Here is a 20785-nt window from a genome sequence, read left to right as displayed (position 1 = left end):
TATGAAGCAGTTTAATACCATAACTTTATTAATTACTCATTATAACAGGAGTCAATCACTTGAAAGGCTTTTGAAAACATTTAATGATCAGCAAATTGCATTTGGTGATATTGTAGTATCTGATGATGGCAGCAAGCCTGAGCATCAGGATTACCTGAAACAAATACAAAACATCTATAATTTCCGCTTGATTACCACGCCCAAAAACAAAGGGCTTGGCAATAATATTAATAAGGGTCAGGATGCCGTAACTACACCATATACCTTATACGTACAGGAGGATTTCGACCCGTTCCCTGGTTATAGCGAACATTTAGAAGATGCTTTAAGCATTATGGATGAACGGCCTGATGTTGATATAGCTCGTTTTTACGCTTATTTTAAGTATCCGTACCTAAAGCCTTATCGCAATGGCTTTTCGGAGATGATATTTAATGTATTATATCCCGGCTATCGTAAGTTTCATTGTTATAGCGACCACCCCCATTTAAGGCGCAGCACTTTCTTTAATAAGTTTGGCCGGTATGCCGAAGGCATAAAAGGCGACCGTACAGAATTTTTAATGGCGATATCTTTCCTGAAAAATAAAGGGAAAGCTATGTTTTATGAAGATTACAAAGGATTATTTGATCAGATAAACTCCTCAGATGAGCCAAGTACCATGAAACGCAGTGATCTGAGGCAAAGCTCGAATTTTGTCATCTCGTTTGTGAGGGCTATCTATCGTAACCTGAAACACAATTACGATTATATGTCGGCTAAAAAGATTGATAATAAGGACTAATTATTAATACTTTTAGTCGCAATGCCTTTTTCAATCAGATCAGCTATTTCTTTTGAGCGTATTTCCCAAGTGTTTTCCATGGCAATTGTTACGCGTCTAGCCTGTTCTTCTGAAGTATCATTTTCAAGAATACTATTTATTGAATTGTTAAAGCTTGCAGCATCAGCGCAAACCTCTACCATTCCGTGAGTATATTCTTTTAGATCAGGATTAAAATTAGTAATAATCACAGGTTTACCCGCACCCAGGTATTCAAATAGTTTTAAAGGAAAAATAGTTGCGCTTACATCATCTTTTTTAAAAGGGATAATAGCTATGTCAAACCCTTTAAGCATACTTGGCATATCATCATAAGGGACTTGGCCTAGTAAATAGATATTTGGTGTATTGAAAAACCATGCAGGAATGTGTTCATTAATAAAAGGACCGGCAAATACAAAGCTTTTATCGGGATTTTCCTTAACAACATCTTTTATAATATCATAATCTAAGCGGCGCTCAATACTGCCAAAGTAGCCAATAATAGGTTTAGGTATCTTTTTTAGTAAGGAATGCACATCCGTATCCTTATCCAATGCTTTTGAGCTATGCGACAGATCAGCCGCGTTCGGTACAAAAAAGGTATTTGGATTTATTTTTAATTTCTCATTATATAATGCCTTACTTGTGCAAATAACCATATCACTTTCCTTAACCAGCTGCAATTCGGATACAAGGCCATGCCGCATATCATAAGGCGTTATCATCGGGTCAATACACTGATATACCTTTATTGCAGGTTTCAACCCGTTACCAACACCAGGATAATAAAAGTTAAATGAATTTAAGAATATAAAGTCTTGTATGCCGTTTTTCTTAAGTACCTCTTGTATACGTTTTACAATAAGCCGTTCATTGAATTTCAATACCCATCTGAATATTTTCCCTTCGGGTATAAAATTTATTGAGGCTACCAGCGGCAAAACAAGCTTTTTCAAATTAGGAATATCGGTATCAAGCAATGCATCATCAACATTAAAAAAACTCTTTCTTAGTTTTAAAAATGTATCGCTGTTTTTATTGTTGATATAGTCTTTTACGGTATAAGGATAACCAATATAATAAACCAATCTGTCTTCGGCTAAATTACGGGCAATAAATAAGGATGTAGCTTCGATAGGGCTATCATAGCGCATATTACTGAAAATAATAACCGGAGTTTTTTTAATTGCCATGTAAGTTATAACCTGCTGATTTGATGGCCTTATACAATTCCTTAACACTATTTTCCCATGTGTGTGCTGCTGCGAAGCTGAGGCGATTATTTTGCACTTCAGCAGAATTATCATTCAGTGCTTTTTCTATATTCATTAAATAATCGTCGTGACTATCACACAGATAGGTATGATCTTTAAAAACGCTCATCCCCTCAGTTAAGGTTGCAACCACCGGTTTCCCCATTGCCAGGTACTCATCAATTTTACGGGGGTAATTACCAATGGTAACCTGGTTAACAATTTGCGGGTTTAAGCAAACATCAAAGCCTTTAATATAGGCAGGCATGGTATCGGCAGGTTTAGCCCCCAGGAAATGTATATTTTTAATCCCGTGCAGATCACTGGCCTTAAACTCATTGTCTTCGGGCCCTACCAAAACAATATTATACTCAGGTTTTTGCAGAGCAATATATTTTAACAGTTCGATATCTAATCGTATACTTTGTAAAGCACCAACATAACCTATCACCGGTTTCTTTATTTGAGCCAGTTCATCAGGAACATCACCTTTAAAATTGGCGAAATCATCAATATCACAGCCCTGCCCTATATAGTATGATTGAGGGTTGTATTGCTTACAGTAATTCGCAAGATATACGGAGTTGGCTACACACAGATTGCTTTTGGTAATCAGCTGCGGCTCCATCTTGGTACCATGTAATTTCCAGTAATCAACTGTCAGCAAAAAGTCTCTTGAATAGTATATGCTTATTTGGGGCTTAAGCAATTCCTTCAAATAAAAACACCTGAATATATCGTCATCGTTAAACAATATAAAACCCTTAAAATCAAGCTTATTTACAGCTTTTTTAATGGAGTTGGCAAAACGCTTGTTATTAATTTTATTTAGGGAGGTATAAATAAACTGAACCTTTATCCAATTGATCGATTCAATCATTTTGTCGGGGTAATATGTCCAAAGATTAGGCTGAATCTGGATAAGGCCTTCTGCTCTTTTCTTTATTATATCTATTCTTTTCTGTACACCCGTTTCCGATTTATGTTTTAAGACTGTAACCCTGTCCAACGGTGAATTAACATACAATACACGATTGTATTTACTCAGCTCAAGGGCAATATTTTTACAATTGCTGCCAATTTCAACATCCCAGGGTTGCTGCCCAACAATAATAATATCCTGATTTTTTATGGTATCGGTTATGCCCATTATTTAAAGCAATTATATGGTTTGTTGAAGCTGTAAAGCTTTAGCAGCTTTTTCTTTTAACGAAATATCCAACCTTAGAGTTATGTTGATCAATGCCGCTTCCAGGTAAAATAAGATATTAGATGGAAACTGTACCAGCGCCTCCTGTGGAAAGTTAGCCAAATTATATGCAAATATGATCAGCGTCATGGCCAGGCAATAGGTTTTCAGCTCTTCATTTTCAATCAGGTAATAATTATTTATACCCGTTTTTAATATCACGAACATGAATGTACAAAAGAGTATCAGTCCAATCCAGCCTTGCTCAACGGCCACCCTTATATACCCGCTATCGGGCGGAAAGCTGGCCAGGTATGAACCGGGGGCAAAACGCTTGCCCCACTCCCCTGTTGCGCCTAATCCGCCCCCTAATGGGTGCGTAAGTATATAGGGCTGTATCCGCTTCTGATTCATCTTCCGTAAGTTATATGAATCATCGTTATTAGGCTTAAACGCTGTTTGAAAACGCCTTAAATTGGGGTTTGATGTAGGCACGTTAATCAAAAACAAGATAAACAGCGCTGCTATACCTGTGCCAATCAATATTTTCCGGTTATACTTTAATATCGCGAAAAGAAACAATGCTCCCGGTATTAAAACATTGGCGCCACGGGTACCTGAGAAAAGCATCGCATCCAAAAAAAACAGGGCCAATACGCCTAAGGCTATTTTTTGCCACAATTTTATGTGCATAGTTAACATGCATATAATAAATATGCTGGGCATAACCATATTATACGCAAAAGCAACAGGATCTGAAAATATAGAGAACTTACGCCAGTGCCCGTCAATAAATAGCAATGAGGCTATGTCTGGTGAATTAAGATAATCCTGTTCGTGCTGATTAAAGCCAATATATTCCTGCTTAAAACCATAGGCAGCACCAATAAAGCTAAGCACTCCCAACAATATAAATAACACCCTGATGTACTTAACAGATCGGATATTATACATAAAAACAAAATAACTCAACGCTACTATTGCTACCGAGCGGATGGTATAAATCCAGGCTAATCTTGACGATGCTGCCGGGTTGCCAAATTCAAGCAGGTTATAGCCAAGCCATATAAATATTACCGTGGTTATAGGGCTTTTGAAGATTGACCAGTCGTTATTATCTTTCTTTACATTGATGAGTACTCCTAATACCAATAGTACCTGTAAAGCATCCATTAATGTACCAATTGGGCCATCAATACCTAATTGTGCTATTACAAATAGCAGATAGGCCATTACCAACAGCGTTATTATCCCAAATTTTGGATAAACTACTATACAATATACTACAGGCGGTATGGTAATCAATAATATGAGCATTATGCCAAACGAGACACCATAAAAAGCTATACCAACCGCCATTATTATACCAACAATCGCCAACAGGGCAATCCCCGTAGTATTGTACAATTTTTCAATAAAAACGAGCCTTTTAAGCGTTTGTAAAAAACCCTTATTCTCCTTGCTTACTGAAGGACGCCCTATTTTATAATGAAAAATGTTATTCATTAAAAAAATAATATCTTGAAGAAAAATAAAAACGTACTAATGAAAGCCACAACAATTGCCACTATTCTGGTGATCCTTTCAACCTTTTTACTGGGATCAGGTACAGCATTCTGGCGTAATGATTTTTCAGTAGGTTCAACTCTCATCGCTTTTTATTTTATCATTTTCGGCAGTTTCACTATTATAATAATGCGTTGTAGCCACAGAATGTTTATTGGCGTTACGAACTTTTAATAATGATAATACCTGGTAAAAAATAAACTTCGGAATATTAATTAATGACTGGTAGATGCGCTTGTCGGTATCTGACTTGGCAAGTGATATATAAAAACCTGTTACAAATAATATTAAGCCTAAAAGCCAGATAAATACAGCAGTTGTACTTACAAAAAAGTTTATCAGCATAAATACAACTGATAGTATTAAAAAGATAAACAAAGGTGGCCTTAGCAGTATCAAGCCAAAAAGAAACTGGTTACAGCTAAAATTTGTAATGCCTTTAAATACCAATGTAAAACCAAACTTAAAGTACTTAAACCAGGTATTTATCCACCGTGAACGCTGTTTAACCAACTGATCGGCATGGGTAGTTTTTTCGTCGTATACGATAGCTTTATCAGCAAATGCAATCCGCAGATCATTACCAACAATTATGGATTGTAACACCTTATCAAATCCTGCACCGGTTATATCAGTATTCTCCAGGCTATCACGATATAACTGTGTAGTAAATGCCATGCCCGAGCCCGCAAGCGTAGCAGATGAGCCTATTCCGAATAATATTTTCCCATCATAAAAATGATAGTAGATATCACGCGCGGCATCAAGGCGGGCATACGTTGAATTCAGATTTTTGGCATCCCTTACACCCTGAACTGCTAAAAACCCCTTATCAAAATATTTATCCAGCTCATGCAGGTATTCAGGTGCAACCAGGTTGTCGCTATCAATAATGGTTAAGCGTGCATGCGGGCGTTTAAAATTGCGGATAGCATAAAAATGCGAGCGTGTATTACTGGCCAGGGTTTCTTCAGGGCGAAGCAAAATCACACGTTCATCGTTAAAATCCAAGCCTGTTATATCGCATTTATCAGCAACTATGTAAACCAGGTAATTGGTATAATTAAGCTTTAATATGGATGTTACCACAGCCGGCAATGAATCCGTTTGCTCATAAGCAGTTACTATTATACCGTAGTCGCTCTCATATACAACAGGCAACTCCTCTTTTGATTTTCGATAGAAAACAAAAAGCAGCATTGGCAAATAAAGATTATAGCCAATTAATACCTGTAACAGAATCCAAATTATCCAGATGATCACCATTGTATTGTTGCTACTATATTAATTATTGTACCTGCTTTATTACTTTACAGCTTCCTTTTCTTCGGGATTAAACTTATGAACTACGTTTAATACCCAGCCTATGAACTTTTCGTCAAGGCTTTTTAAATATTTAATATCAGCATGCTGACTGTTGCTTATTTTTTTATCAGATTCAAATACAGTCATAATTTTATCTGCAAATGTGTTCCACTCTTTTGATTTGTTCAATGTATTTAATGCTGATGTTTCAATTATAATTACATCAAAATCAGCCTTGAGCTCGTTCAATTTGCTGGTGATGTTCTCTTCGTTGCTCACTTCAAATAATGAAACATCGCCGCCTTTGTTGCTGAGCACTGTTATTTTATTCCCTGCTTGTGCTTCTAAATCTGTGGTTGAGCCATTAAAGTAATCCTCTATATATGCATTTGATTTAACAGATTTAGTTATACCCGGACTATGGAAATTACCATCAATCAGCAATACTTTTTTATTGACCAATGAATAGGCATACGCAAGGTTTGTGGCTAAAAATGTTTTGCCCTCACCATCTACCAGGCTATTGATCAATAATATTTTATGATGATCCAAATCCGTATCAACCTCATACCTTATGGATTGCATCAGGTTACGGAATTGCCTTATTTCATGGTCTGTATTCGGCCCTGTCCACAATTGCCGGAGATCTATACCTGAATTACTTAGTAAATTCAGATATCCAAGTACAGGCATGCCTGTGGCGTTTGCGAGCTCCCCCGGTGTTTTAATAGTGGTATCAAAAAAGTAAATAAAGAAGAATACAATTATGCAAAACACGAACATAATGATACCACTCAATATCACTAACAGCATTTTCTTGGATGGCTCAGCTATACCGGGCATGGCTGTCTCAACTTGCTTAAGCTGACCAATATAATTGGAGTCTAAACTGGTTTGATTGTATTTGTTAAGTATCTCCAGGAACTCCTTTTGCGCTACATCTACATTGCTTTCATCTTGCTGTACTACAGCTTCGTGTGGCACAATACCATCAAGTTCGGTATTTAAGCGCTTTAACTCATTTTGTATTGACCCTATTCCGTTTTTGGCAAGTTCGTAGGCTATTTGTAAGGAAAGACGCTGCGTTACAAGTGCCTGTTGATTAGCCAACGGACTGGTAATATACTTATCAGACGATTGCATGATCTTTTCATTTATAGCTTGCTGTAATGAATCGATCCTGCTTTTATAGGCAGGGTTAAAATCACTTTGTATATATTTTTGGTTCAGATCCTTTAATTGATCGGTAAGATTTACTATACTCTGGTTTACCGGCACCATTGCATTTTCAAAATACTTACGATCCTTAGGGTTAAAATGATCATCTATATTTTTTATGGCCGCCTGGTTGGCTATAGCTTCACGTTGGGCCTGCTCCAAGTGGGTTTCAAAATCAGCAAGTTGTGAGTAAAGCGCGCGTGATTGTTCGGGAAGGCTTAAGATCCTGTTCTTTATTTTATAATTTCTGAGCTCAATAATTTTTGCATTAAGCGTATCTCTTTTTGATTGTAACAGGTTACCCAAAAAACCAATAGCCCTGTGCTGGTTCTCTTTTATTGTGGTATTGTAATAGGTAATAAATTCCTGGGTGAGTGTGTTTACTACAAAGGCTGCCAATTCTGAATCATCGGTACTAAAATCCACATCAATAAAATCGCTTGATTGCGCGCGATAAATGCTTAACGTTTTTAATAAGGATTCATCATCATATTTCATCGAGGTTAGCAGGTTATGCAAACCTGCCTGATCCTGGTTATAAAGCGATAATTCTTTATGTTTTACATAAAAATCCTTGTAGGCTGCCAAAGCATGCGCACGTGCAGCTCCGTCCATGGTTGTGAAAAGCTTACTTGGCTTACGGAATGGCTCATTACTGGTTAGGTCATGGATCATTAATTGGTAAGATACCTGGTTAAGCATCTTTTTCGAACGCATGATCTCTATCAGGTTGTCAAAGTTCTGGGCTATCTGCGATTCCTGTTGTGCTTCATTATTGTTATTGCTTAGTGCCTGTTGACTTTTATCAACAATACCTGTAGCTATCTGCGCTTCTGAAGTGTAGATATCAGGTTGGTGGCGTACCAGGAAATAAGTGATTATGATAGTAATTAACGGAATTATTATCAGCGTTAGCTTATGGCGCGAAAGGATCTTAAAATAATTGCCTAGTTCCATTATTTTATATTTTCTAATTTATCGCCTAATAACTCTTCCAGATCTGATTTGGCTATAAGAAGATTTGCCTCAGCTGTTATCTTTGCCTGGTATGCGACAGTTAAATTTGTTTGAGCCTTGTTATAATTATCGTAAGTCTCCTCTCCCAGCTGGAATTTATGCTTCATATCCGTTAATACATTTGTAGCGTCCTGGCAGGTTTGTGTAGCAAGTTTTAGATTGGCTACAGTTTGAATATAGGTATAATATCTTTTCTTAACATTATTTGCCAATTGTAATAAATATTCATCCTGTTCGTAGTTTGCAACTTCCAGGTCGCCTTTCGCGGCCCTTATGGCATAAGGCTTTTCTAAAAAAGTACCCAAATTAAAAAATATGCCTATCTGTATACCATTAAAGTAACTGTAATTAGAGGTTCCGTTTGCGCCGGCAAGTGTGTTAACCCCCTGTGGCTGATAGATGTAGGAAAAAGTGAATGCATCAAAATAGGATGCTTTTGCCTTGCCAATATTACCCTCGGCAATTTTAATATGCCCCTGGTTAACCTTTACGTGAGGATAATTTGCTTTTGCAGCAGCTATTAATTTTTCAACATACGCATCTGATATTTCGGGAATTATGGATTCTTGTGCGGATGCTTTTTGGTATAGGATTATAAATGCAGTTAAAAAAAAAAGTAGTTTTATCTTATTCATATATGGTTAGGCGTACACCTGTTAATGCAATCAATAGCTTAAATTTATAAAAAATTAATTGCACACAAATATTAATATAATTATATGTAATAATATGCACCTAATTTAACGGATAGTAAATTTAATTAAATATACTTCAAACTCATTTAAAGTCTGCCTGAATATATTTAGCAGACCTGTTAAAACAGCTAAAGCTTGCTATTTTATGGTAGAACATAAAATAGCAAGCTTTAGTTTACAGGATGAATAAATAATTATTTTCCGGGCGGCGGGGGAACTGAATCTCTTTTAGCTCCCGGACCTGTACCTGGAGCGTGCATATCTCCGTGATGCATCATGTCGATACCACCCATATCTTTTACTTCATCAGGGTGTGGATTACCGCGGTGGCAGGTTAAGCATTTAATATCACCCATAACCATTCCTAATGAATCCTTTTTACCTTCAAAATATTTACTGTTTATTTTAGCCGTCATCTTAAACATTTCCCGGGCCATGTTCTTTTCCGGTTTTGCATCGCTGGCAAAATCCATTTTACCGTCATCGCCCTTTGCATGGCAAAAATTACAGTGCACACCTAATGCATGCGACCAATCATCCATTACCTGGTGAAGAGCCTCATGAGGTATGTTTTTGGGTAATACTTTCAGATTTTTAGGGCCTGGGTGATCCTCGGCGCTCATAGAGGTTAAGGCTGTAAAAGCAACCACCCCGAGCATACAGGTAATTGTTATAAGTTTTTTGTTGATAAGCATAAATTCAAGTTTGAACATCTAAGATATGAACAAATTTTTATGCAAATTGATTACAAAAAGAAATTTTATAAAAATGTTACCTGAAATTGCTCAGGCCGACTTCAATTCTTTATTCCGTCTGAAGATGGAAAGCAGGAAACCAATCACCATAATAACTGTACCTGTCCACAAGAAATTTATATATGGGAACTCAATGGCACGCATTACAATATATGCTTTTTTGCTTTCTGGCTGATCATAAACGGTGATCTCTACCTTGCTCTTGTCAGGAATGATCTTTGAAAGGCGCAGCTTTAAACCGGCATCATCAACCTTACGGGCAAAATCAAATACGCTGCCATTCTTCACCATAAATACCGGCTCAGCGTCGTATGATTTACCGTGTGATACAACTTTCAGTTCAGCGCCAACAGCAACATCATTTGGCCCCATCGGGATATTCTGAACATGCGCTTCTTTATTTAAGCTCTGCAGAATAATATAACCTTCGCGGAAAGGTATGGTATCCCCTACTTTTACCTCGTGAGGCACAGGCGGGTTATAATTAGCATCGTCATTTTCTTCCCCATGACCGGCATCGCCCTGCATTTCATCATCATATTTTATAGGTGCCATGCTCACATGGGTATACAGATCATGAAATAGATAGTGCTTAGTATCCGGCGATGAAACCAGCCCCATTTTGCGGTTGGCTTGTGAGTTTGGTTTTAAAGTAAACTCTTCAACAACTTTACCATTAGCATCTAAACGCTTATAATCAACCTTAAAATAATGGTTGGGCGCCTTAATCGAGTCGCCGTAATAGGTAACCATATAATCACCCATTTTCTGTGGCTCATTTTTGTAGAGCATTATGTTTTCGCGGGGATTGTTACCCTTTGCAAAGTCGGCACCGTACTCAAGTGTATCATTTTGGGAGATAACTTTACTGGTACCGGCAGCAATTAATGCCCCTACCATTATCAGCCCAAAACCTATATGCGCCACTGCTGAACCAGCGAGTTTTATTTTGCCTTTAAGTACATCGGCCAAAACTTTTGTATTGGCCATTAGCGTATATATAGCACCAAACATTACCAGTACAAACACAAAACGCAGGTGATATAAACCTGTTATGTATACGATAAGGCCGGTAATAACAGCTGAAAATACCAGGTAAATTACTGATGTAATAAAGAATCTTGTAGTATCTGTTTTCTTATATTTTAAAAATTGGGTAATACCTGCCAGTAATGTTACCACAACTGCAAAACCAGCCTGGAAAACATTATATAGCGTGACTGGATTAGTTGGCGGCGCTATATGTGTCTTAAACATAGCGTTCCAAACCGGGATAGAGGTTACCACGATAAGCTGAAGGCATGATAATGCTAAGAATATAGCACCAACAAACATCCAAAATTCACGCGAATAGGTTTCTTCTTCTTTTTTGCTAATCGGCAGTTCCTTCCACCTTAATACAACAAGGATTACAGCAATAATAAAGAATATGGCCACATCAACCACCAAATGCCAGAACATACCCAGATCGGTAAAGGCGTGAACTGAAGTATCACCCAAAATACCGCTGCGGGTAAGGAATGAAGCATATAATACCAGTATAAAACTGATCAGCGTTAAAAAGGTAGCTGTGAAATAAGAGTGACCAGTATTTTTATACACAATCATCACGTGTACAGCGCCAATTAGCGTTAACCATGGAATTAACGCGGCATTTTCAACCGGATCCCAGGCCCAAAAACCACCAAAGTTCAGTGATTCATATGCCCATAATGAACCCATGATAACTCCTGTACCCAATACCATAACAGCAAACAATGAATATGATATGGCAGGCTGAACCCACTCTTTATAGCGTTTTGTCCATAAACCTGCTATCGCGTAAGCAAATGGTACTACCATTGAGGCAAAACCCAGGAATAAGGTTGGCGGATGAATTACCATCCAGTAGTTTTGTAACAGTGGGTTTAATCCGTTACCGTCTTTTATGAACGATAAATATTCAGGGCGACTAAATATAGGCGCTTCTAAGGCTTCTCTTAATAAAATAAAAGGCGAACTACCAATTCGTTGTCCAAATATATCAATGCCTAAAAGCATTGATGATAATAAGGTTTGTGCCAGAGCGATGACAGTAAGCACTGGTTTTTCCCATGATTTTGCTTTCCATATCAGAATATTACCCAATACTGCCTGCCAGAAACCCCAAAGCCAGAAACTACCTTCCTGCCCTTCCCAAAAGCTGGAAATAATATAATATACAGGTAATGTACGGGATGAATGTTCCCATGCATAATGGTATTCAAAAAAATGACTATAAATAACATAGAACAAGCAAGTACCGATACCTACAACAGATATACTGTTTATAAAGTACCCTATACGCCCCATCCAAAGCCATGAATCATCCAGCTTATTGGTGCTGGTTGTGGCGAAGTAATAACTTATAGTTGAGAAAAGTGCGGAACCAAATGCGAGAATGATAAAAAATTGGCCTAATTGCCCTGGTAAAAGGTGTTCGCCCTGGTAAGCTATATTCATTAAATGCGATTAAATTGAGCCTTGTTTAGCGTCGGCTTCTGTAGTTTCTACTTTATCCTGTGTGTATTTAGACGGGCATTTCATTTGTATATGCGATGCATGGAACTCATTGCCCACCATACGGCCAACTAATACAATCTGTTCTGAACGTTCAAAATCCTGTGGTTTGGTACCCGTGAATACCACTTTGCTTTCAGTGCCCTTTTTATCTTTCATGTAGAAAGAAAAATAATTTGCATCCTTATGCGCATCATAATACAGTTCTTTTTGTTTATCTAAATAACCGATCACATGTAAATCACTTTGCGATTGTTTAGCCTCAGTAAAAGAGCCATAAGTACTTGAAGAACCATATGTGCTGATGATAACAGCTATCGCGATAGCAATAACTATGATACCAAAAATTGAGCTTTTTTTCATTAACGGTTTATCTGCTGTAATTCTGTACAAAAATACAAAACGCAAAGTTAATAAAGTTTATTACAAGACATTAATCTTATTTAGAATCATTATCGATAAATTTTCACATTGTCATGCTGAGGTACGAAGCATCTATTAACAAAGCAGCCTGTCGCAGGTAGATGGAATACGGATAGGTTCTTCGCTATCGCTCAGAATGACAGTTTTGTTGGGTAGCTGCTATAAAACAAAGAGCCGGCAACTGCCGGCTCTTTAAATAAATTAATATCAAACATTTCTCACGGCCAAACACCAAGGTTTTGGTATGACACCGCGATCTTATTGATAGCGCCCACAAATGCTGCGGTACGCAATGTGTCAATTTTTTCGGTATTCATAAAGGTTTCCCGTATCTCATGATATGAGCGGATCATGGTATCTTCTAATCCTGAGTTTACCAGTTCAAGCTCTGATGCTCCCTTTACAATGGTTGAACGTTGTACACTGTTTAATGCCACTCCGGTAATGCCTTCAACCATGTTTACAAGGTTTAAGTTGGAGTTTTCTTCAAAGCGCCTGTTCATACGGCCGAATGCAACGTGCGAAAGATTTTTCAGCCATTCAAAATATGATACCGTTACACCACCAGCATTGGCATACATATCAGGGATGATAAGTCCACCTTTTTGGTAGAATGCAGCCTCAGCTTCAGGTGTTGTCGGGCCGTTTGCACCTTCTGCTATAATTTTTGCCTGTATCTTGCCAATGTTTGCACTAGTGATTTGGTTTTCCAAAGCGGCTGGTACAAGAATATCACATGGTTGTTCGAGGCCTTCCATTGAGTCGATAAACTCTCTTTTGGCACCTGCATAACCTAATATTGATCCTGTTGCTTTACGGTGCTGAAAAACAGATTCAACATCTAGTCCGTCTGCATTATAAATAGCACCCTCATACTCACACAAGCCAACTACTATAGCACCAAACTCGGTAAGGAATTTAGCGGAATGATAACCCACATTACCCAAGCCCTGCACAATTACTCTTTTACCTGATATACCTGCTGTAAGGCCTATCTTCTGCATATCCTCGCCTACACTCACACACTCGCGAATGGCGATGGCTACGCCCCTGCCTGTAGCCTCACGGCGGCCTGCAATACCCTGCAATGCAATTGGTTTACCAGTTACAGCGCCCATAGCATCCAGTTGACCAGGATTCATGGTAGCATAGGTATCGGCAATCCAGCTCATTTCACGTTCGCCTGAACCGTAATCCGGTGCGGGAACGTCAATGCTCGGGCCAATAAAGTTTTTCTTGATTAGTTCTACTGTGTAACGGCGGGTAATGTTTTCCAGTTCGCCAACAGTATAGTTTTTAGGGTTGATCTTGATACCGCCTTTAGCACCACCGAACGGAACGTTTACAATGGCGCATTTGTAGGTCATTAAGGCGGCAAGCGCCATTACCTCATCCTCGTTAACCATTTCGCTATAGCGGATACCGCCTTTGGTTGGCGATTGATGGTGCGAATGCTCCACCCTCCAGGCATCAATTACCTCAAAACCATTTCCCTTGCGGATAGGGAAACGAAAACGGTAGACACTGTTGCATGATTTTATCTGATCCAATAAACCTGCATCGTGTTTTGTAAATGTTGCGGCGTGATCAAAGAACTTACACACATCACCAAAAAAGTGATTATCGGGAACGCCAACAGAATTATTCGTGGTCATAGAAATTTAGTTAAAATATTATATTGTTAAAAAACTGCGCAAATTTGGTACAATTATTATCAATATTGCAAATATAAAATAGATAGTGTTTGCTATACACATGGTAACAGCGGTACAAAATCTATGTTTAAACAAGTTAAACTAAATTTTTGAACTAATTTCCTTTTTCGACTTTTTTTAATCTTCTATCGATAGAGAACAGGAAAATGGCTAATCCCGCGAAAATAATGCAGATTGTAGCTATTACAACATATATTTTACCGGAGCTGCGAAACGCGTCGGCCATTTCAACAGATTTATCAGCCTGGGCAAAAACACCAAAACTGCTTAGTAGTAACAACAATAAAAAGGTTAATTTCTTCATATTAATTTATGGCATTCTTCTTATTCTCAACTAAACGGATACGGAAGCGAATAGTAGCTATCCATAGCGCTATAAAACTCCAGCCTAACATGGCCGGGTAAAAGGCAATTTTCATCCCGTTATCCAGGTCATATTTTCCAAAAGCGGGGTTACCACCACTGCCTGGATGCAATGAATCTGTCATCCTCGGTAAAACAAATATCAGCACTACCATTATAGGGAAAGCAAAAATATTGTAGATGGCCGAGATCTTTGCGCGCTTTTGTTCCTCATCAATAGAGTTACGTAAAACCAGGTAAGCACAATACAATAAAAATGCAATGGCTGCGCTGTTTTGTTTAGGATCACCACTCCAAAATTCGCCCCAGGTAAATTTGGCCCACATCATGCCGGTTACCAAACCTAATGAGTAAAATAACAGACCTGTGTTTACACATTCAACAGCTGCCAGATCGTATTCTTCTTTACCGGTATTTAAATATTTAACACTATAAAAAACTGATACCACAAAAACGGTCAGCATCCCCATCCACATAGGTACGTGGAAGTAAAGGTTTCTTATAGTTTCATGAAGTATGGGTAAAGTAGGTACAGGGAAAAGCAAACCTGTTATAAGCGTGGAAAACACCAGCACAACCGCTATCACTTTCCACCATGTTTGATAAATGAACTTCATATTAATTTGTGGCGACAAATGTAAGGATTATTAAACACGAATTGGTGCAATTTGCGCTTATTATTGTCCCGGCGTATAGTCAACAGGCAACAGATCGGAAAGCTTTGATTTTGACCATGTGCCTTCATACAACGGCGCTTCGTTGCCAAAAACTACCCCATTGGTATCAAACAAATAAGGTTTGGTTAAAGTAACTACACTTGTTTCATAATTAGGCATATCCAATGAGTGGTATACATCCTTAAAGTCAGTTTCTTCCCGCTTTTTGGTATAAACAACATACAGATAATAACCTGTATAGCTTACAGCGAACACACCCGATTTTTCGGTTTTGTAGAGAATATCATAATTATGCAAGGTATCCTTACTTAGGTCCTCCCTGTAATATTTTGATAAATTGGATAATGAGATCCAGTAATTTACAGAATCGCGCTTACCTTGTTGTGAAAAATATTTAACTTTTTGCTGTATCTCTTCTTCGCGCGGGCGGTTAGGATTTAGCATACGTGTAAGCCGGTACATCTGGAACCCTTCGTCACCTAACTTATCAGTATAAAGTGATCTGTAAAAATGCATGGGCGAGCCATAATATGCTTCTTCACGCTTCTTCTTCCACTCTTCCTGTTGCTTTTTGTTGCCGGGAAGCGGCTCAAAAAGCCTTTCACCCGAATATGATATAATATGCGATAGTTTGCTGCTGTTAAATTCCTTCACCAAAAATTTCACCCTGTAACCTAATGCATGATTTTCAACCACTAAAAAGTCATCAGTATAAGCCTCCAGATCCTGTTGTGAACGATGATATACCAGGGTCACGGCGTGGGGGTTCATCACTACGCAATATTTGGCATTATCGTCAGTACCGATAAAATCCTTTACAAACTGGGCATAGTTTTTCTTCCAGTCGGCATCGGTTGATATCACCACCTCATGCAATAATGTGTTACGGGTTGCCAGTTCGATATTTAATTTAATCGGCTCCTTGCCTACCAGTACACTTTGGGTATAATCTTCGTAGCCTACTATGGTAACTACCAGGGTATATTGCCCCGGTTTAAGACCGCTTAAAGTAAAACTACCCTCCTCGTTTGTTGCGGTGCCGGCAGTACTGTTACTTAAAAAAACATTGGCCTGCGGTACAGGGGCCTTACTGTCAATTCGGGTTACTTTACCTGTAATTACACCACTTTGAGCAAGCGTAATAAAAGGAAATAAAAAACATAGTAGAAATAGCCAGGAAACACGCATTTAATAAAAATACTTATAATATTTTTTGAAGATGCTAATAAAAGAATTACAAATGAATAAGAGATGAAAATTTTAATCGCATTCTAATCCCTTAATATTAAAGGATTAGAATGCAATGCTTTTTTTAGCTATTACATGGATTGCAGGAATTTTAAAGCCACGTCCCATTAGGTGATGACATATTCAGGAAAGTAGCTTTTGATTGCTCAGTCTCGCCTCAACAACTTCTAAATAAGTTATTTAGTCGCGCCATAAAAAAGGAAAAAGTAATAATGAAGTAGCTATAACTATCACGTTTATAGCACATAATACCCCCATATTACCATAGTTTAAACTACGCTCAAGACCATCCATTGCATTTTTACTTATTTTAATGAGCAATAAAATAACAGGAATAATTACAGGGAAACTTAAAATGGCCATCAATGTGCCATTATTTCCTGCTTTGGATGCGATAGCGGATATCATGGTAAATACTGTTGAGAAACTGATACTACCCAACAAAACTGACAGAAAATAAAATAAAGGATCGCCTAAAGTATTAGGAAAGAAAAGCAGATATACAATTAGTGCGAGTACAGTTAATAACGACATCAACAATATATTATATATAGTTTTTGAAAGGATGATAGCCTGCGGGCTCGCAATAGAATAATAATAAAGCAATCGTCCCCTGCTCTCCTGTACAAAGCTTTTTGTAATCGCATTTACTGATGCAAAAAGTATAATGATCCAGAAAAGCACATTCCAGGTGATCCTGTAATTTGCTGAATTGCTATTTACAAATCCCGCACTTAAACTAAATGAGATATAACAAACAAATACGGTTGATACGATATACAGCAATACTCCATTGAACGCGTATTTTGAGCGCCACTCCAGCAGAATTTCCTTTTTAAAAAGATCCCAGGTTTGTTGGATTAATTGCATGGGGGCGAAGATAGTGATTTGGTTGATTAAGTTAAATTAGGTTAATTTAGTTGGATTAGATTGACTTGGGTTAAAAATGCTAATATTGCACATAGCAATACAATGGACAACCACTCACTTAATCAACCCAATCAACTAGCAACCAACATTGCTTACTACCAAACCCCTGTTGGCGTTGCACGCATTATCGCTGAAGATGAGTTTATTGCATCCATATCTATCCGTGATGAAGAAATTGAGGTTACGTCAACGGGTGATCCGCTATTATTAAAAGCCATGCAACAACTGGATGAGTATTTTGCCGGCAAGCGTAAAGAATTTGACCTGCCTATTAAGCAGCATGGTACACCTTTTCAACAGGAAGTTTGGCAGCAATTGCTCCAAATTGATTACGGCACAACCATAACTTACGGGCAGCAATCTAAACTAATGAATAATCCTTTAGGTATAAGAGCCATCGCGGCAGCAAATGGTAAAAACAACCTGTGGATAGTAGTGCCCTGCCACCGCGTTATTGGCGCTGATGGCAGTTTAACCGGCTATGCAGGCGGTTTGTGGCGCAAAAAATGGTTACTGGAACACGAAGCCCGTATTATGGGCACGGGACAAACTAAGCTGGATTTTTAATCTTTAATAATTTTTGAATTTTACTATGCAGTTCAGTAGCCTGGAATGGTTTTGACAGCACATCATTCATCCCTGCCGAGATGGCTTCCTCCTGCTCATGATCAAGCGCGGCGGCTGATAACGATATTATTGGAATGCTTCTCTTAGGCTCCTCAAAATCAAGTCTTATTATTTTTGCAGCCTGGTAGCCGTTCATTACAGGCATATTGGTATCCATCAATATGATATCATAATGCTGCTGGCGCAGTTTATCAATAGCCTTACTACCATTATCAACTATTTCAAAGGCTACATTCCAGTCAGTAAGCATTTTTGATACAATAAACTGGTTAACCAAATTATCTTCAGCTACCAAAACGTTAATATCATTAAAAGGCTGCAGAATGCCTCCATGGGGATTATTGTCCGTATTTACCGGTTTGGGTTTATTAACTATTGTATACCAGTTACTAAAATTAAATACGCTCCCTTTGCCTATCTGGCTGCTAAATGTAAGCTCGCCGCCTTTTAGTTCAACCAGTTTTTTAACAATGGTTAACCCTAAGCCCGTACCGCCATATTTGGTGGATGTATCATCCTCAGCCTGTTCAAATGAATCAAAAATCTTTGTTAGCTTGTCAGATGCTATACCGATACCGGTATCCTCAACAGTGAATTTTAAATTAACTTTATCATTATGCTGTTGTATTACTGTTACTTTCAGTTTAACATGCCCCCTGTCTGTAAATTTAATGGCGTTACTTAACAGATTCATTAATATCTGGTTTAAACGCAGCGAATCCACATTCAAATATTCGGGAATCAAGGGATCAACCTCCAACAACAAATCGATCAATTTTTCATCAGCCTGGAATTTAAGCAGTTTGTGTACCGATTCAACCAATTCGGCTACATTATTGGCAGATCGTATAATACTAAACTTACCGGCTTCAATTTTTGATATATCCAGTATATCATTAATAACCTCAAGCAATGAGCGTGATGATGTTTCCAACAGATCAAGCATACTTATCTGTTGCTCATTAACCGGGGTTTTACGCAGCATTCTCGTTAAACCGAGTATACCATTAACCGGTGTACGCAATTCATGGCTCATATTGGCTAAAAAGGTTTCTTTTACTTTTTTGCCATATTCAGCCGCTTCTTTTGATTTCAGCAATTGCTCCAGGTAGCTTTTTTGAGGAGATATATCGCTGATATTTATAAATATACTTTTGTTTTTATAAGATGCGCGGCACTCAACCCATATGGTTCTTTTGTCAAAGGTTTCAAACTGAAACTCGGAAACAGAAAAGCTTAGATTATCTTTAATTATCTCACCTAATTTCTTTCTGAATGCCGGTCGTTCACTCTCTATGGCCCTATCAATAATACTTTTATGAATAAGCTCCGACGGTTTGTAACCCAGTATTTTTTCAACCGTCGGATTAATGGTCTGTACACGGAAACTTTGCGCATCAACCACGCATATGATATCAGCCGAGTTTTTTACTACGATCGAGAAATTTTCAAGCTCCTGATTTTTAATCAGCATCTCGGCCTGGTGACGGGCCAGTTGTATAAATGAATCTACTTTAGCTGATGTGATATATGGATCAAGTGGTTTGTACAAATAATCAACAGCGCCGGTATTTAAACCCTTTATCACGTATTTCGACTCTTTGGATATAGCGGTAACAAATATTACCATAATATCCTTTGTACGTGGGTTTGATTTAAGCATATCAACCAGTTCAAAGCCATCAATTTCAGGCATTTGAACATCAATCAATGCTATGGCAATGCTATTATCCCAGGCAATTTTCAGTGCATCATTGGGCGATGTAGTGGAAAATATGCGAATATCATTACGCTTCAATAATGCTTCAAGCGCAATAATGTTCTCTTCCTTGTCATCAACAATAAGAATATTAACAGGGGTCATTCATTAATATGATTTAGTTGATTAAAATTATTGTGTTTTTAAAAGTTCAAAGATATCGGTTGTACGCAAAATATAGTCGGCCGCCTTAATTTCAATTGCTGCATATGGCATCTGGGTCATTTCTGCATCCACGGGGTCCTGCACAATTGTTAGTGATCCGCAATCCCGGAGTTTTAGCAAACCCTCCGCACCATCCTGATTTGCACCTGAAAATAGTATTGCTGTACAATTATTCTTATATACATCAGCAGCGCTTTCAAAGGTTACATCAATTGATGGCCTTGAATACCATATAGCTTCTGAAACGTCCAATCCAAAACACTTTTCTTTTTCAATTAAAGTGTGATAGTTGGCAGGAGCTATAAATATTGTATTTTCCTTTATTAACTCCTTATCACTAATTTCTTTGAGGGACATACGGCTGTTATCTGCAAACAGTTTTTCAATTTCACTGAAGAAATTCTTTTTTCTGTGAATAACTATAATTACAGCTTTATTAAGATTTGCTTCAAAATTTTTCACAATCTGAAAAATCAGGTTAAATGAACCTGCCGATCCGCCAAGCAGCAAAACTTCTGACTTTTGCCAGCGCTGTAT

The 20785-nt window shown here is 38.0% G+C and carries 19 protein-coding genes; 2 read left to right on the top strand and 17 right to left on the bottom strand.

Annotated features, from left to right (window positions below; genetic code table 11):
• Position 1: 1 nt before the first annotated feature.
• Positions 2-784, top strand: a complete 783-nt coding sequence (locus tag BLU33_RS09950; protein ID WP_091371817.1) for a glycosyltransferase family 2 protein — start codon at positions 2-4, stop codon at positions 782-784.
• Here the strand turns inward: BLU33_RS09950 and BLU33_RS09945 are convergent.
• From BLU33_RS09945 to BLU33_RS09880, 15 genes are all read right to left on the bottom strand, one after another.
• Positions 781-1998: a glycosyltransferase gene (locus tag BLU33_RS09945; protein ID WP_091371814.1), complete on the bottom strand. Its 1218-nt coding sequence runs from the start codon at positions 1996-1998 to the stop codon at positions 781-783. The genes BLU33_RS09950 and BLU33_RS09945 overlap by 4 nt on opposite strands.
• Positions 1988-3208, bottom strand: a complete 1221-nt coding sequence (locus BLU33_RS09940) for a glycosyltransferase (RefSeq protein WP_091371811.1) — start codon at positions 3206-3208, stop codon at positions 1988-1990. Before BLU33_RS09940 ends, BLU33_RS09945 begins: the two co-directional genes overlap by 11 nt.
• Before the next feature lie 12 nt (positions 3209-3220).
• Positions 3221-4753, bottom strand: a complete 1533-nt coding sequence (locus BLU33_RS09935) for an O-antigen ligase family protein (protein ID WP_091371810.1) — start codon at positions 4751-4753, stop codon at positions 3221-3223.
• On the bottom strand, positions 4753-4899 hold the full coding sequence (locus BLU33_RS25310) for a hypothetical protein (RefSeq protein WP_172829237.1): 147 nt from the start codon (positions 4897-4899) through the stop codon (positions 4753-4755). The genes BLU33_RS09935 and BLU33_RS25310 overlap by 1 nt, the downstream gene beginning before the upstream one ends.
• Complete coding sequence (locus BLU33_RS09930) at positions 4889-6013, bottom strand: glycosyltransferase (protein ID WP_232009427.1); 1125 nt, start codon at positions 6011-6013, stop codon at positions 4889-4891. Before BLU33_RS09930 ends, BLU33_RS25310 begins: the two co-directional genes overlap by 11 nt.
• 105 nt (positions 6014-6118) lie before the next feature.
• A complete protein-coding gene (locus BLU33_RS09925) occupies positions 6119-8293 on the bottom strand; it encodes a GumC family protein (RefSeq protein ID WP_091371805.1) in 2175 nt (724 codons plus the stop codon).
• The gene (locus BLU33_RS09920) at positions 8293-8988 is read right to left on the bottom strand and encodes a TolC family protein (protein WP_091371803.1); all 696 of its coding nucleotides are present in this window, start codon (positions 8986-8988) and stop codon (positions 8293-8295) included. The genes BLU33_RS09925 and BLU33_RS09920 overlap by 1 nt, the downstream gene beginning before the upstream one ends.
• Before the next feature lie 254 nt (positions 8989-9242).
• Positions 9243-9743, bottom strand: coding sequence for a c-type cytochrome (locus BLU33_RS09915; protein ID WP_091380390.1), 501 nt, complete (start codon positions 9741-9743; stop codon positions 9243-9245).
• 90 nt (positions 9744-9833) lie between these two features.
• A complete protein-coding gene (ccsA, locus tag BLU33_RS09910) occupies positions 9834-12284 on the bottom strand; it encodes a cytochrome c biogenesis protein CcsA (protein WP_091371798.1) in 2451 nt (816 codons plus the stop codon).
• 9 nt (positions 12285-12293) lie between these two features.
• Positions 12294-12704 carry a cytochrome c maturation protein CcmE domain-containing protein gene (locus BLU33_RS09905; RefSeq protein ID WP_091371795.1) on the bottom strand — a complete coding sequence of 137 codons (411 nt, stop codon included), beginning with the start codon at positions 12702-12704 and terminating at the stop codon, positions 12294-12296.
• Between the two features lie 278 nt (positions 12705-12982).
• Positions 12983-14419: a Glu/Leu/Phe/Val family dehydrogenase gene (locus BLU33_RS09900; protein ID WP_091371793.1), complete on the bottom strand. Its 1437-nt coding sequence runs from the start codon at positions 14417-14419 to the stop codon at positions 12983-12985.
• 154 nt (positions 14420-14573) lie between these two features.
• Positions 14574-14783 carry a CcmD family protein gene (locus BLU33_RS09895; protein WP_091371790.1) on the bottom strand — a complete coding sequence of 70 codons (210 nt, stop codon included), beginning with the start codon at positions 14781-14783 and terminating at the stop codon, positions 14574-14576.
• A 1-nt stretch (position 14784) separates the two neighbouring features.
• A complete protein-coding gene (ccsA, locus tag BLU33_RS09890; protein WP_232009449.1) occupies positions 14785-15450 on the bottom strand; it encodes a cytochrome c biogenesis protein CcsA in 666 nt (221 codons plus the stop codon).
• A 69-nt stretch (positions 15451-15519) separates the two neighbouring features.
• Positions 15520-16707, bottom strand: a complete 1188-nt coding sequence (locus tag BLU33_RS09885; protein WP_091371784.1) for a carboxypeptidase-like regulatory domain-containing protein — start codon at positions 16705-16707, stop codon at positions 15520-15522.
• 240 nt (positions 16708-16947) lie between these two features.
• The gene (locus BLU33_RS09880) at positions 16948-17637 is read right to left on the bottom strand and encodes a heme exporter protein CcmB (protein ID WP_091371781.1); all 690 of its coding nucleotides are present in this window, start codon (positions 17635-17637) and stop codon (positions 16948-16950) included.
• A 102-nt stretch (positions 17638-17739) separates the two neighbouring features.
• Between BLU33_RS09880 and BLU33_RS09875 the strand changes: the two genes are divergently transcribed.
• Entirely contained in the window at positions 17740-18264 is a 525-nt protein-coding gene (locus BLU33_RS09875) for a methylated-DNA--[protein]-cysteine S-methyltransferase (protein ID WP_091371779.1), read from the top strand.
• On the opposite strand, the gene BLU33_RS09870 is transcribed toward BLU33_RS09875, so the two are convergent.
• Both BLU33_RS09870 and BLU33_RS09865 read right to left on the bottom strand, forming a co-directional pair.
• Positions 18248-20188: a response regulator gene (locus BLU33_RS09870; protein ID WP_091371776.1), complete on the bottom strand. Its 1941-nt coding sequence runs from the start codon at positions 20186-20188 to the stop codon at positions 18248-18250. The genes BLU33_RS09875 and BLU33_RS09870 overlap by 17 nt on opposite strands.
• Positions 20189-20215: 27 nt before the next feature.
• Complete coding sequence (locus tag BLU33_RS09865; protein WP_232009426.1) at positions 20216-20710, bottom strand: chemotaxis protein CheB; 495 nt, start codon at positions 20708-20710, stop codon at positions 20216-20218.
• Between the last annotated feature and the right edge of the window lie 75 nt (positions 20711-20785).

This window comes from Mucilaginibacter mallensis (assembly GCF_900105165.1).
Lineage (GTDB): Bacteria > Bacteroidota > Bacteroidia > Sphingobacteriales > Sphingobacteriaceae > Mucilaginibacter > Mucilaginibacter mallensis.
The sequence above is the reverse complement of the archived record's forward strand: the minus strand, read 5'-3'. Positions and strand labels throughout refer to the sequence as shown.